Raw genomic sequence first — 13,223 nt, 5'->3', positions numbered from 1 at the left:
GCTCCTCACCGGTGAGCTCCAGCGGGGTCTTCGGGCGTCCAGTGCGCGGCATGCCCCATTCTACAACTAATCCAATGAATTACTGGCGCACGACACTAGACGTTTCGAGGAAGGGAAGTTCCACCAGCATGAGCCAGCACACGACCAGCACCGACGTGGATGTCGCCGTCATCGGCGGCGGCGCATTCGGCACCAGCATCGCCTTCCACCTGGCCCGCGATACCGATCTTTCCGTTCGCGTGATCGAACGTTTCGGTGTCTCGGAGGGCACCACGTGGCACTCGGCCGGTATGGTCGGCCAGCTGCGCTCCAAGGACCCGATCATGCAGGTGATCCGCCACTCCGCAGCGCTCTATGCCTCGCTGGAGGAGGGCACCCCGGGTCTGCTGGACTTCCGTCGCGTGGGCAGCCTGCGCATCGCCACCACCCCCATCCGCGTCGCTGAGATGACCGAACAGGTCGCCCAGGCGCGCGCCCTCGGCATCGATGCCGAGATGATCGCCCCCGACCGCATCGCCGAGATCGTCCCCACGCTGGACACCGACCAGATCCTCGCCGCCTGCTGGATCGCCTCCGACGGCTATGTCGACCCCGAACAGCTGGCCGTGGGTCTCGCCCAGCGCGCCGTCGAACTGGGTGCCCAGATCAGCACGGGCACGACCGTCACCGCGCTCACCCGCACCGACGAGGGTCACTGGGTGATCGAGACCGACGGGGGAACCGTGACGGCCGCCCAGGTCGTCCTCGCCGGCGGCATGCACACGACCGTCCTCGCCAGGCAGGCAGGCGCCTTCGTGCCTCTGCTCTGCTCGCGTCAGCAGCTCATCTACTCCAACCCGATCGACCCCGAAGTCGCCGGCTACCCCACGGTGCGCGAGCCCGACGAATCGATGATCATGCGGGCCAGCGGCGACCGCCTCGTCGTCGGCTCCTACGTCGAGGACCCCGAGTTCGACGTGGTCGACGACGTTCCCGTGACCGCGCGCTACCTCTTCGAGCCCGAATTCGACCGGATGATCCCCGCTTGGGACGCCTGCGTCCGCCGCTTCCCAGTGCTCGCCGAAGTCGGCGTCGACCGCGTTATCAAGGGGCCGGAGGGCGTCACTCCCGATGGCGAGATCATCATGGCCCCCGCGGGCCCCGAAGGCCTGTGGATCGCCGCCGGCGGCAGCGGACACGGCATCGCATCGGCCGGCGGCGTCGGCTGGGTGATGAGCACCTGGTTGGCCACCGGTACGCCTCCCATCGATGTCACCGACTTCGCGCTGGACCGATTCCCGGCCTCGTTCGAGACCGATCCCGAAGCCATGCTCGCCGAGACCCGCCTGCACGAAATCGGGCGCTACGCCCTGGTGACGGAGTAGCCACATGCGTCGATCCACCATCATGGACGGCAACTCGTTCCGGGCCGATTCGGGATCCTCCGCCACCGACCTGGCGATGATCCAGCGCCGCGAGCGCGTCCTGGGACCGAGCTACCGCCTGTTCTACGAAGACCCCGTGCACCTGGTCAAGGGCGAGGGCGCGAGGTTGTGGGACGCGCACGGCGCCGAGTACCTGGACATGTACAACAACGTCGCCAGCGTCGGCCATGCCCACCCCCGCGTCGTCGCCGCCGTCACCGAGCAGGCTCTGCAACTGAACACGCACACCCGCTACTTGCACGAGAAGGTCCTGGATTACGCCGAGCAGCTGACGGCCACGATGCCCGACGGACTCGAGCAGGCCATGTTCGTCTGCACCGGGTCCGAGGCCAATGACCTGGCCGTGCGCATGGCGCAGGTGCACACCGGAGGCACGGGCGTGATCGTGACCGAGGAGGCCTATCACGGCAACTCGGCGCTGACCTCCGCGCTCTCGCCCGCGCTCGGTTCGGGCAATGACCTCGACGGGTCCGTCCGGGTGATTCCGGCCCCGGACGCGTACCGTGTCGACACGGACGACCTGGGAGCGTGGTTCGCCGCCCGCATCACCGAGGCGATCGCCGACCTCGAATCCTCCGGCCACCGCTTCGCGGCCTTCATCGCCGATTCGCTATTCTCGTCCGACGGGGTCTTCGCCGATCCGGTGCCGTTCCTGGCACCGGCCATCGACGCCGTGCGCGCCGCCGGAGGACTGTTCATCGCCGACGAGGTCCAACCCGGCTTCGGGCGAACCGGGACGAGCATGTGGGGTTTCGACCGGCACGGAGTCGTTCCCGATCTGGTGACACTCGGCAAGCCGATGGGCAACGGCATGCCCGTCGCCGCAGTCGTCGGCACGCCGGAGGTCTTCCGCAGCTTCGCCGACCGCGTCCCGTACTTCAACACTTTCGGCGGCAATCCGGTTTCCATCGCCGCCGCACAGGCTGTCCTGGACATCATCCAGGACGACGATCTTCCGGGCCACAACGCCCGGGTCGGTGCCGAGCTGATAGGCGAGCTGAACACGCTCGCCGCCTCGCACCCCGGCATCGGAGACGTCCGCGGCAGCGGGCTGTATCTGGGCATCGAGTTGGTGCACGACACCGACGATCTGGCCCGACCCGACGGTCCGCGCGCCCTAGCGGTGATCAATGCCCTGAGGCGTCACCACATCCTCACCTCGGTCGCGGGTCCCCACTCCAATGTCCTCAAGATCCGACCGCCGTTCGCTTTCGCGGCCTCGGACATCGATCGCTTCATCGCCGGGCTGGACGCGGCCCTGCGGGAAACCCGCTGACCCCGGTCAGCGTCCCACTGACGGAAACGGCCCACCCCGTGTCCGTCTCGCTCCACCGCACTGCGCTCCACCCCGCACCACTGCATTCCGCACCACTGCACTCCGCTCCACTGCACCGAGACGCTCCATCTCCAGTCGCTTCCTCACACTAAGGACTTCAGTCATGGCTCTCATCGGCAACATCGTCATCTACATCATGATGGCGTTCGTGCTCATCGGCGCGTTCGCCCTGGTCTTCCGCGGCGACCGCGGCATAGGCCGCGAATTCAAGGAGGGCCTGTACTCGATCGGCCCGCTCTTCGTCCCCGTGGCCGGCGTCATGGCCGCGCTGCCCTACCTCGCGGCGTTCGTCGAGAACGTCGTGGGACAGATCTGGACGGCCATCGGCGCCGACCCCGCCATGGCCGCGACGACCTTCATCGCCTCGGACGTGGGCGGCTATCAACTGGCCGAGGCCACCGCCGGTTCACCGGCGTCGTGGATCATCGCGTCGGTGACCGGGTTCATGGCCGGTGCCACCATCTCGTTCACCATCCCGGTCGGTCTCGCGATCCTGCAGAAGAAGGATCACAAGTACTTCGCCCTGGGCATCATGAGCGGCATCCTGACCATCCCCGTCGGGGTCTTCGTCACCATGATGATCCTGATGACCACGAGCACGACGGTACGCGGCACCTCCTCGACCGAGGGCCCCTCGGATGTCCCGCTGGACGGCCTGGACATCGGCATGCTGCTGTTGAACCTGCTGCCCGTTCTGGTCATCTCGGTCGCCATCGCCCTGGGCCTGTACTTCGCCACCCGGCAGATGGTCACCGGATTCATCTGGTTCGGCAAGATCCTCAACGGCGGCATCTACATCGTGCTGGCCTTCGCCATCGTCGAGCACGTCACCGGATTCTTCAGCGCGAACCTTCCCTGGTGGAACTTCCAGCCGATCATCGCCACCGCCGAGGACCCCATGCGTCCGCTCGAGATCGCCGGAAACGTCGGAATCGTGCTCGCCGGCGCGTTCCCGCTGGTCTACGCGATCCGCACCTACGCCTCCAAGCCGCTGGGTGCGATCGGCCGCCGCTTCGGCATCAGCCCCGAGGGCACGGCCGGTGTCCTGGCAGCCGCCGCGAACATGCTGGCCGCCTTCCACCTGGTCAAGCACATGAAGGCCAAGGACAAGGTCTTGGTGATCGCGTTCGGGACCAGCGCGGCCTTCCTCATCGGCGACCATCTGGCCTTCACCGCCAACTTCCAGCCCAACCTCATCGGCCCGCTCATGATCGGCAAGGTCGTCGCCGGCATCCTCGCCATGGTCATCGCGGTGTGGATCGCCGTTCCCACCGCCCAGCGGTTCGAGCGCGAAGAGAAGGAACGCGAAGCGGCAGAGGCTGCCGAGGCTGCTCTGGCCGCCGAGGGCGATTCGGACGGGTCCGCGGAGGCCTCGATCGCGACGGACCCTGCCACCGAGGGGGAAGGCAGCACCCGATGAGTGCCGCAACCGCCCCGCAGTCGGGCTACCCCGCCACCCTGCAATCGGTGATGGACCAGGTCCTACCGAATGGAGGCTGGGAGGCGACGGCTCTGGACGGCGGCATGACGAACCTCAACTGGCGAGTCACCGAGTCGGGCCAGGAGCGCGAACTGTTCGTCCAGCTGATGATGCCGGCCGATCGCGCCGCCGAGGTCGGCATCCTGCGGGACGTGCAACGCCTGGCGCTGGGCGTCGCCCACGATCTGGGCATCGCCCCGGCCACCGTCGCGCTGCTGGACGAGCCCGCAGCGATCGTGACCGAGTTCGTCATCGCCTCGCCGCTGCCGGAAGCCGGTCCCGACCGCGCTCGAGCCCTGGCCGATCTCAGTGGCATGCTCCGCCGGCTGCACGCGGTGCCCGCCGGGCCCGAGTTCCAGTCCCTGTGCTCGGACGGCTTCATCGGGGCCCGGTGGATGGCCGACCAGGCACGGCGAGCGGACCCCCTCAAGGCGCAGCGCCTGGCCTCCACCTTCGCCCTGCTCGATGCGCTGGAGGCCGAACGCGGACCCTACACACGGACGTTCATCCATAACGACCTGTCGGTGAACAACATCCTGGTCGCCGACAAGACCTATCTCATCGACTGGGAGTACGCAGGCCTCGGGGATCCCCTCTACGACCTGGGCGACATGCTGTGGAAGTGCACCCTGTCGGCAGACGAGCAGCGCGCGGTGATCGCGAACTACGCCGGCGAATACGATCCCGCCGTCCACGCCATCGTGGTGGTCTACTCGTGGGTCGGCCTGCTGCGCGAGACGCTGTGGGCCGCCGTCGCGGGCGCCCAGGGCTTCAGCGAGTTCGACCACGCCGGCTACTTCGAGGACTGCCTCGCCCGCCTGAATGCGATCGCCGCCTCGGAGGATTTCCACTGGGCGAGATCGCTGCTGCCCCACCGCGCGGGGCTGGCCTCCTAGTTCCGCTGGTCCCCTAGATTCACGGTGCGGGGTCTTATCCGCGCCCCGCACCGTGACCGCCTCTTTAGCCCTCCTGCCCGACCCGCGCCTCTCCCGTGAGCAGTGCCGCCAGAGCCTCCGGATCGGTGAACGGGCTCATGTGCCGAGCTCCCGGCAAGACGGTCACGGGCACGCCCGCGCGCTCACCGATCTGCGCCATGGCTTCCGGAGTGGACACCGCATCCAGTTCTGCGGCGATGAGGGTGACCGCCGCATCTGTCTCGGCAAGCACGTCCGAGCGGTCGAAGCGGGCGATCGATTCCAGGTCGCGGATGTAGCTCGCGGTATCGACCGTGGACAGGCACCGGCGGGCATAGCCGACCACGTCGGGTGCAGCGTCGGTGGCACCCGATCCTGGCGAGGGGGCGCTCAGCTCTTGGGCGGTGAACCATCGCGCCATGGCGCCGTCCACGTCCACCGGATCGCCGTCGCGCAGACGCTGGGCGGCGGGCAGGAACGCCGGGAAGGGCGTGTCCCTGCTGCACAGCAGCGTGATCGCGCTGACACGATCGGGCACCGACTCCAGAATGCGAATGGCCCACTGCCCGCCCAGCGAGTGTCCCACCAACCGAACCGGCTTCTCGATCTCGACGATCGCGTCGACCAGTCCGGACAAGAACGCCGTATCGATGGATCCCGACAAGCCGCTCGACCCCTCCGTCGCCAACTCGCAGACCGGACGCACCAACATCGAGCGCTTCCTGGGACCGGACGCACCGACCGTCCGCGAGATCCTCGAGGAATTCCAGAACAACAGCGTCATGGGCCCCCCGTTCATCGGCGACCCGGTCCAGGTCGTCGACCAGGCACAGGCCGTGCTCGAGGCGACGGGCGCCGACGGCTTCCTCGTCCAGCCCGAGTACACGGGCACGTTCGGGGCGTTCTTCGAGCTGGTCGTGCCCGAACTGCGCCGTCGTGGTCTGATGGCCGACCCCACTCCCGGCGACACCCTGCGCCAGCGACTGGGCGCCGAGGGACCGCATCTGGTCGACAGCCACCCGGGCTCCGCCTACCGCGGCGGCGCGGCACACGCCTCCGTCTAAGAAACGAAGGCCGGCGCGGCCAGAGCGCACAATGCCCACACACCACGGTGCCCGCGGGAATCACGAGCGACAGCTCGATTCCCGCGGGCACCGTGGCGTTTTAGGGATCCTTAGCGCGCGGACCGATCCGCTGACTTCAGGTAGACGCTGACCGTGTCGTCGGCGCGCAGCTCCGAGATGGTCGCGACACCCTTATTGACCCGGTTGGACAGGAACAGCAGGATTGCACCGACGAAAGCGGCTCCGGCCAGCAGGAACGATCCGGCCTGGTCACCCCAGGCGTCCTCGGCCGCCGTCCGGGCGATCGGGGCGACGAATCCACCCAGGTTGCCCAGCGAGTTGATCAAGGCGATTCCGGAGGCCGCGGCGGCACCCGTGAGGAACGAGGTCGGCAGCGTCCAGAACACGGGCTGCACAGCGATGTTGCCGGCGGCGGCCAGCGACAGTGCGCCGAGCGCGAGGACGGGGTCTGACGTCAACACCGAGAGGAACAGTCCCACGCCGGCCCCGAACAGGGTGAGCGCGGCGACCAGGCGGCGCTTTCCGGTGCGGTCCGCCAGACGCGTCAACAGGAAGGTCGCGATGATGGCGGCGATCCACGGAATCGCGGTGATCAGGCCGACCTGGAATCCGACCGACTCGCCCACGATCTTGCCGACCTGCGTCGGCAGGAAGAAGTTCACCCCGTAGTTCGCGATCTGAATGGTGAACGCGATGAGGCAGAAGTAGAGCACCACGGGGTTGAGCAGCGCCCGCCAGGCTCCGCGCGGCGAGAAGCCCTCCTTGGCCTCGTTCTCCTTGGCCATGGAGGCCTTGAGAACGGACTTCTCCTCACTGGTCAGCCACTTCGCCGTCTCCGGACCGTTGTCCAGGTACGCGATCGCCAGCAGACCGACCAGCACGGTCAGCACACCGGTGACCAGGAACATGATCTGCCAGCCGGCCAACCCGGCCAGACCGTCCAGATCCAAGAGCAGACCCGAGAAGGGGCCACCGATGATGAAGGCGAGCGGCGGTCCGAAGTAGAAGAAGCCGTTGACTCGCGCCCGGTGCTGCACCGGGATCCACATGGTCAGGTACAGGATCACGCCGGGGAAGAAGCCGGCCTCGGTCGCGCCCAGCAGGATACGCAGCAGGTAGAAGGCCAACTCGTTGTTGGCGAACATCATGAGCGCCGACACGATGCCCCACGAGATCATGATGCGGGCCAACCAGAAACGGGCGCCGACGCGGCGCATGATCAGGTTGCTGGGCACCTCGAAGATCGCGTAGCCGATGAAGAACAGCCCGGCACCGAGCGCATAGGCGGCGTCCGAGAGTCCGGTGTCGGCCTGGAAGGACTCCTTGGCGAAGCCCAGGTTCGCGCGGTCCAGGAACGCCAGCACGTACATGAGCAGCAGCAGCGGGAGCAGATGAGTATTCGGCGGTGTGAGCGCCGCTGATTATTGCGGTCGAGCGCCACTCGATATCGCGGTTCAGCGCCAGCAGGAGCGTCGGTGAGCGCCGCGCATGTCGACGCTCACCGACGCTGTGATCACCGCGTCGCCGTCGCGGCCTGTTCGCGCATGTTCATCTCCCCGGTCGTGATCCAGATCGTGTTGTGAACGATGCGATCCATGATCGCGTCCGCGTGAACACCTGACCCGAGCCGCTGATGCCAGTCCTTCTTCGCGTACTGCGTGCAGAACACCGTCGAGACGGCGTCGTAGCGGCGCTCGAGCAGCTCCAGCAGCATCGATCTGACATCATCGTCGGGCGGGTCGAGGAGCCACTCATCGATCACGAGGAGCGTGAACGATGAGTACTTCCGCAACCACTTCTCTCGCCCGCCGGGCTTGTCCTGCGCCGTCGCCCATGCTTCCTCGAGGTCGGGCATGCGGATGTAGTGGGCCCGATAGCGGTGCTGGCAGACCTGCTTCGCCAGCGCGGACCCGAGATACGACTTCCCCGACCCGGTGAAGCCTTGGAAGACGACGTTCTGTTGCTGGGTGATGAACGAACACGTCCCCAGCTGAGCGAGAACACCCCGGTCCAGGCCGCGCTGCTCGATCAGATCGACACGACGCAGGTCCGCGTCCGGGTAACGCAGCCCTGCCCGTCGGATGAGGCCCTCGACCTTGGACTGCGTGAACGCGGCGTGGGCGTCGTCGACGGCGAGCTTGACGCGCTCTTCGAACGCCATCCCCAGGGTGAGGGTGTCGTCTTGCGCTTCGAACGCGTCCAGCAAGACGCTCACGCCCATCTCGCGCAGCTTGCGCTTGGACTCGCTGTCGATCCGGCTCACCGGTCTTCTCCCGCGTAGTAGTCCGCCCCGCGGACATACCCCGCTGGCTCCGCGGACGCGTCGCCCAGCGATGACGATGGCGGTGACGATGGCTCGAACCGTGGCCGTCGCCGGCCCGGCGGCGCGTCTTGCCCGGTCTCCAGAATCGGTCGCAGGTGCGCGTAACGCGGCGAACGGACCTGTGACCCGAGTGCGACACGCGCGGCGACCTCGACCCTGCCGGCCGAGTAGCGTCGGGTGAGGCGCAGCACCGCGAGAGCCGCGTCCAGGCCCTGCTCGTCAACGGGCACGGACTCGAAGATCCGGTTCACGATCGTCGTGGTGTTCTCCCCGACCCGGGCCGCCCACTCCCGGACGCGTTCGGCATCCCACTGGCGATACCGCGGACCGTCCGGAAGGTCACTGTCGTGCGTGTAGTGCTCGCCCGTGACCCCCACCGGCGCGAGGAGATGACTCGTCAACCGCGCATCGCCGTCGAACACCTCCAACGCCCGTTCGGTGACGCGCAGATCGACAGCCCGCCCGACGTGCGCGTAAGGGACCGAGTAGAAGTTCTTCTCGAACACCACATGCCCGTCCTTACGGACCCGCCTGCCGTAGAACCAGCGACTGATCTCATACGCGACCGCCGGCAGCGGCCGCAGCAGCGGCTTCTCTTCCGCCTCGAACACCGACAGCCTCGACCCTGCGCGCTTCTGGAACGGCGCCGCGTTATAGGCGTCCATCCGCTCGTAGATCGCCTCGCGCAGCTCCGGCAGCGTCGCGAACTGCTCGTCCCGCAGCGCCGCGATCACCCAGGTCGCGACCCCGCTGACGGTGTTCTCGACACTCGCCTTGTCTTTTGGCTTCCGGACCCTGCCCGGCAGCACCGCCGCGCAGTAGTGCGCAGCGAGCTCGCGATACGCGTCGTTGAGGACGACCTCGCCCTCGGCCGGATGCGAGATCACGCCCGTTTTGAGATTGTCTGGAACGATCCGTGGAACGCTCCCGCCGAACCAGTCGAACATCGCCTGATGCGCGCGCAGCCATGCTTCCTGCTTCATGTCCAGCGACGGCCAGCAGAACGCGTACCGCGAGAACGGCAGACACGCGACGAACAAGAACACCCGCGTGCGCTCGCCCGTCACCGAGGCGAGGCTCATCGTCTTGCCGGACCAGTCGACCTCGACGCTCTGGCCGGCCTTGTGGCCGACGCGCGACGTCAACCCGGCGACGAGGACATGCTGCTGGTAGGTCTTGCAGAACCGGTCATAGCCCATCGCGGCCGTCCCCGTCGCCTGGCAGGCATCGCGATACTCGCCATGCAGGAGCTTCAGCGTGACGCCCACTCTCGCGAGCTCCCGATGGACCTCGTCCCAGTCCGGCTGGACGTAGACGCTGTGATGCTCGCCCCGACCGGGGAACACACGCGCGTAGACATCCGCGTCCGACAGTTCGGCGACCTCGTCGTAGAACACGCCCGACGCGTCGGCGGCCGCGATGACCGCGTCAACGGAATGCCTCGACATGCCCTGCGCGGCGATCTGTCGACGCGAGAGCCCCTCGGCCCGGAGGCGAAGCACGAGCTTCGCTTTGATCTTTCGTACCATTCGATTGCTCCTTCTGCCGCGTGAGTCGCCACGCGGCAGAAGGAGCCTAGAAACCCGCGCGACAGGTGGCGCTCACATCGACGATCCGGTGGCGCTCACGGCGACGATCACGCCCACGGCGACGCGGTGCCCGACCGCGATACGCGCGGCGCTCAGCAAGCCGAATACTCAGCAGACGTTTGGTGACTTTTCGGACCACCTGGCCGACGGGGTCGGTGGCGGTTGCGGCTGTTCTAGCCATGGAATCTCCTTTGATTCGGGCGCGAGGGATCTCACGCTCCAGGGATGTGTGGGTCGGGTGGAGCAGAAGGATGTGGTGGCGATGTGAAGGGTGTGGCGCTGAACACCGCTGTCAGCGAGAGTGCGTGACCGACAGCGGCGCGGAGGACTACTCGGGCTGGAAGGCGACGAGCACCTTGGTCGACACGGCCGAGTCGGCGGCCTTGGCGAAGGCCTCCGCCGCGGAATCGGCGGCGAACACGTCGGTGACGACGGCATCGAGTTCGGGCGACTCGGCGAGGATCTCGATCGCCTCGTCCATCTCGATGTCGAAGCGCTGGCAGCCCAGATAGGACAGCTCGTTGCTGACGATCGTCGACAGCGGTGCACCCAGATCGCCCTTGGGCAGAATGCCCAGCTGGATGACCGTGCCACCACGGCGGGCGGCGCCGATCGCGGCCACTGTGGAGGGCAACACCCCGGCCGCCTCGACCGTGATGTCGAAGGACTCGGGTTCGGGGGCCGGATCGACGCCCAACTGCACGGTCGCATCAGCGCCGATGGCACGGGCGATCTGCAGCGGTCGGGCATGCAGATCGGTGGCGGTCACATGCGCCGCTCCTCGCCTCTTCAGCGCGGCGACGGCCAGCAGTCCGATCGGTCCGGAACCGCAGACGAGCACCCGCGCGCCCTCGACGAGGCCCTTGGCCCGGTCGACCCCGTGCAGCGCGATCGAGAGGGGCTCGGCCAGCGCGGCGCGGCGCAGGGGTAGATCGGCGGGCAGCGGACGCAGCTGGTCGCCGGTCACCGGCAGGGTCTCGGCCATGCCGCCCTGAGTGTGCGGCCAGGTCGACGCGGATCCCAGATAGGTGCCGCCGACGGTCAGATTCAACCCGTTGCCCTCTGTCTGGCCGGGAGCGGGGGTCGGAGTGGCCGGGTGCACGGCGACCGGGGTGCCGACGGGCAGGTCCACTCCGGCCTGGGCACCGACCGCCGCGATCCGACCCACGACCTCGTGGCCCAGGATCAGCGGTTCCCGGATCTCGTAGGTGCCGTTGCGTCCATGCTGGTGGTAATGCAGATCGGATCCGCAGATCCCGGCGTAGACGATCTCGACGTGCACCTCATCGGGGGCGAGGTCGGGTGCGGCCCAGTCGTCGACCCGGAGGTCGAGGGGCCCGTGGGCGACGATGGCTTTCACGTCTGCGTGCCTTTCGTTGATGCGATCGGAGGATGTCGGTTCAGTGGGTGGCGGAGGGCGGCTGCCGGGTCCACCGTCGCGCTCAGCGCCCCAGGTAGCCGCCGTCCACGGGCAGCAAGGCCCCGTGAATGTAGTGGGCGGCGGGAGAGGCGAGGAAGAGCACGGCTCCGGCGATGTCGTCGGGTCGTCCCCAGCGTCCGGCGGGGATGCGCTCGAGGATCTGGCGGTCGCGCGTCTCGTCGGCGACCAGTGCCGTGTTCATGTCGGTGGCGATGAAGCCGGGCGCGACCGCGTTGACGTTGACCCCGCGCGGCGCCCACTCGTTGGCGATGGACTTGGTCAGCTGACCGACCGCACCCTTGGTGGCACCGTAGGCCGCGGCCGTGAAGCCGCCGAAGTACGACAGCATGGACGCCAGGTTGACGACCTTGCCGTCACCGCGTTCCAGCATCTGGCGTCCGACGATCTGGGTGGCCTGCACGACCGAGCGCTGGCGCCCCGGCATCCTCACCCCGCGCTGACCACCCTTCGGGCGCCAGTTTGCTGTTTGGGCGCCAGTCATCTCGTTCGGGCCTAGTGTCCTCCGCCGTTGATTCGTTGTAATAGTCGTCCGAGGGATTCGAGGATCTGGTCGGCGGTCTTGGTCCAGATGAACGGTTTCGGGTTCTCGTTCCATGCCTTGACCCAGTCGCGGAGGTCCTTCTCTAGAGCTTGCACGGATCGGTGGTCTGAGCGCTGCAGCAACTCTCGGGTGACTTCCGCGAACAGCCGCTCGACCTGGTTGATCCAGGACGAGTAGGTCGGGGTGAAGTGCATGTGGAACCGCGGGTGCTTGCCGAGCCAGGTGGTCACGGTCGGGGACTTGTGCGTGCCGTAGTTATCGCAAACCACGTGCACGTCCAAGTGCTCGGGCACCTGCTGGTCGATCTTCTGTAGGAACTTCTTGAACTCCACCGCCCGGTGCCGACGGTGGGTGGACGCGATCACCGTCCCGTCGGCGACGTTCATCGCGGCGAACAGGCTTGTCGTGCCGTGCCGGAAGTAATCATGCGTGCGCTTCTCGGGCATGCCCGGCATCATCGGGAACGCCGGCTGCGAGCGGGACAGCGCCTGCACCTGCGACTTCTCGTCCACCGACAACACGACCGCGGACTCGGGCGGGTCCAGGTAGAGGCCGACGATGTCGTAGACCTTCTCCACGAACAACGGGTCGTTGGAGAGCTTGAACCCGTCGGTGCGGTGCGGCTTCAGCCCGAACGCCTTCCAGATCCGCCCGATCGTCGAGGCCGACAAGCCGGTACGGTCAGCCATCTTCGCCCGTGACCAGTGCGTCGCGTTCTCCGGCGTCGACTCCAGCGTCGCCACGACGACATCCTCGACCTGTGACGCCGTCACCGTCGCCGGCCGCCCCGGACGAGGATCATCGGTCAGTCCGTCCAAGCGGGCCTCCAGGAACCGCGCCCGCCACTTGCTCACGGTGTTCTGCGAACAGCCGACCTGCTCCGCGACGGTCTTGTTGTCCAGCCCCTCGCCGCACGCCAGGATGATCCGGCACCGCAACGCCAGCGCCTGCGACGACTTCGCCCGCCGCACCCACCGTGCAAGTTGCTCCCGCTCCTCACCGGTGAGCTCCAGCGGGGTCTTCGGGCGTCCAGTGCGCGGCATGCCCCATTCTACAACTAATCCAATGAATTACTGGCGCACGACACTAG

At 67.4% G+C, this 13,223-nt stretch carries 12 protein-coding genes; 5 read left to right on the top strand and 7 right to left on the bottom strand.

Annotated features, from left to right (window positions below; translation table 11 throughout):
* Positions 1-128 precede the first annotated feature (128 nt).
* The 4 genes from ABS64_RS00915 to ABS64_RS00900 all read left to right on the top strand — a co-directional run bounded on the left by ABS64_RS00915 (position 129) and on the right by ABS64_RS00900 (position 5,136).
* Positions 129-1,364 (top strand): FAD-binding oxidoreductase, encoded by a 1,236-nt coding sequence (locus ABS64_RS00915; RefSeq protein ID WP_292680135.1) that lies wholly within the window; start codon positions 129-131, stop codon positions 1,362-1,364.
* A gap of 4 nt (positions 1,365-1,368) precedes the next feature.
* Positions 1,369-2,700 (top strand): aminotransferase class III-fold pyridoxal phosphate-dependent enzyme, encoded by a 1,332-nt coding sequence (locus ABS64_RS00910; protein WP_292680134.1) that lies wholly within the window; start codon positions 1,369-1,371, stop codon positions 2,698-2,700.
* A 163-nt stretch (positions 2,701-2,863) separates the two neighbouring features.
* Complete coding sequence (locus tag ABS64_RS00905; protein ID WP_292680132.1) at positions 2,864-4,180, top strand: ethanolamine utilization protein EutH; 1,317 nt, start codon at positions 2,864-2,866, stop codon at positions 4,178-4,180.
* Entirely contained in the window at positions 4,177-5,136 is a 960-nt protein-coding gene (locus ABS64_RS00900) for a phosphotransferase (protein WP_292680130.1), read from the top strand. The genes ABS64_RS00905 and ABS64_RS00900 overlap by 4 nt, the downstream gene beginning before the upstream one ends.
* 64 nt (positions 5,137-5,200) lie before the next feature.
* Here ABS64_RS00900 and ABS64_RS00895 read toward each other — a convergent pair whose 3' ends face one another.
* Positions 5,201-5,818 carry an alpha/beta hydrolase gene (locus ABS64_RS00895; RefSeq protein ID WP_292680129.1) on the bottom strand — a complete coding sequence of 206 codons (618 nt, stop codon included), beginning with the start codon at positions 5,816-5,818 and terminating at the stop codon, positions 5,201-5,203.
* Between ABS64_RS00895 and ABS64_RS00890 the strand changes: the two genes are divergently transcribed.
* Complete coding sequence (locus tag ABS64_RS00890) at positions 5,805-6,218, top strand: hypothetical protein (RefSeq protein WP_292680127.1); 414 nt, start codon at positions 5,805-5,807, stop codon at positions 6,216-6,218. The two genes, ABS64_RS00895 and ABS64_RS00890, sit on opposite strands and share 14 nt — an antisense overlap.
* Positions 6,219-6,328: 110 nt before the next feature.
* Here ABS64_RS00890 and ABS64_RS00885 read toward each other — a convergent pair whose 3' ends face one another.
* From ABS64_RS00885 to ABS64_RS00860, 6 genes are all read right to left on the bottom strand, one after another.
* Complete coding sequence (locus tag ABS64_RS00885) at positions 6,329-7,609, bottom strand: MFS transporter (protein ID WP_292680125.1); 1,281 nt, start codon at positions 7,607-7,609, stop codon at positions 6,329-6,331.
* 143 nt (positions 7,610-7,752) lie between these two features.
* Positions 7,753-8,502, bottom strand: coding sequence for an ATP-binding protein (locus ABS64_RS00880; RefSeq protein ID WP_292680123.1), 750 nt, complete (start codon positions 8,500-8,502; stop codon positions 7,753-7,755).
* Entirely contained in the window at positions 8,499-10,091 is a 1,593-nt protein-coding gene (istA, locus tag ABS64_RS00875) for an IS21 family transposase (RefSeq protein ID WP_292680122.1), read from the bottom strand. Before istA ends, ABS64_RS00880 begins: the two co-directional genes overlap by 4 nt.
* Before the next feature lie 388 nt (positions 10,092-10,479).
* Positions 10,480-11,511, bottom strand: a complete 1,032-nt coding sequence (locus tag ABS64_RS00870; RefSeq protein ID WP_288785858.1) for an alcohol dehydrogenase catalytic domain-containing protein — start codon at positions 11,509-11,511, stop codon at positions 10,480-10,482.
* An 82-nt stretch (positions 11,512-11,593) separates the two neighbouring features.
* Entirely contained in the window at positions 11,594-12,016 is a 423-nt protein-coding gene (locus tag ABS64_RS00865; RefSeq protein ID WP_288785859.1) for an SDR family oxidoreductase, read from the bottom strand.
* 68 nt (positions 12,017-12,084) lie between these two features.
* On the bottom strand, positions 12,085-13,176 hold the full coding sequence (locus ABS64_RS00860) for an IS630 family transposase (RefSeq protein WP_285180310.1): 1,092 nt from the start codon (positions 13,174-13,176) through the stop codon (positions 12,085-12,087).
* Between the last annotated feature and the right edge of the window lie 47 nt (positions 13,177-13,223).

This window comes from Microbacterium sp. SCN 69-37 (assembly GCF_001724435.1).
GTDB classification, from domain to species: Bacteria; Actinomycetota; Actinomycetes; order Actinomycetales; family Microbacteriaceae; genus Microbacterium; species Microbacterium laevaniformans.
Note: the sequence above shows the minus strand (reverse complement) of the source record. Positions and strands in the feature narration are given on the sequence as shown.

Bases quoted from the DNA above. Each gene is read 5' to 3' on its own strand.
- ABS64_RS00915 (WP_292680135.1), top strand. From the start codon at position 129: ATGAGCCAGCACACGACCAGCACCGACGTGGATGTCGCCGTCATCGGC.
- ABS64_RS00910 (WP_292680134.1), top strand. From the start codon at position 1,369: ATGCGTCGATCCACCATCATGGACGGCAACTCGTTCCGGGCCGATTCG.
- ABS64_RS00905 (WP_292680132.1), top strand. From the start codon at position 2,864: ATGGCTCTCATCGGCAACATCGTCATCTACATCATGATGGCGTTCGTG.
- ABS64_RS00900 (WP_292680130.1), top strand. From the start codon at position 4,177: ATGAGTGCCGCAACCGCCCCGCAGTCGGGCTACCCCGCCACCCTGCAA.
- ABS64_RS00890 (WP_292680127.1), top strand. From the start codon at position 5,805: ATGGATCCCGACAAGCCGCTCGACCCCTCCGTCGCCAACTCGCAGACC.
- ABS64_RS00885 (WP_292680125.1), bottom strand. From the start codon at position 7,609: ATGTACGTGCTGGCGTTCCTGGACCGCGCGAACCTGGGCTTCGCCAAG.
- istA (WP_292680122.1), bottom strand. From the start codon at position 10,091: ATGGTACGAAAGATCAAAGCGAAGCTCGTGCTTCGCCTCCGGGCCGAG.
- ABS64_RS00865 (WP_288785859.1), bottom strand. From the start codon at position 12,016: ATGCCGGGGCGCCAGCGCTCGGTCGTGCAGGCCACCCAGATCGTCGGA.
- ABS64_RS00860 (WP_285180310.1), bottom strand. From the start codon at position 13,176: ATGCCGCGCACTGGACGCCCGAAGACCCCGCTGGAGCTCACCGGTGAG.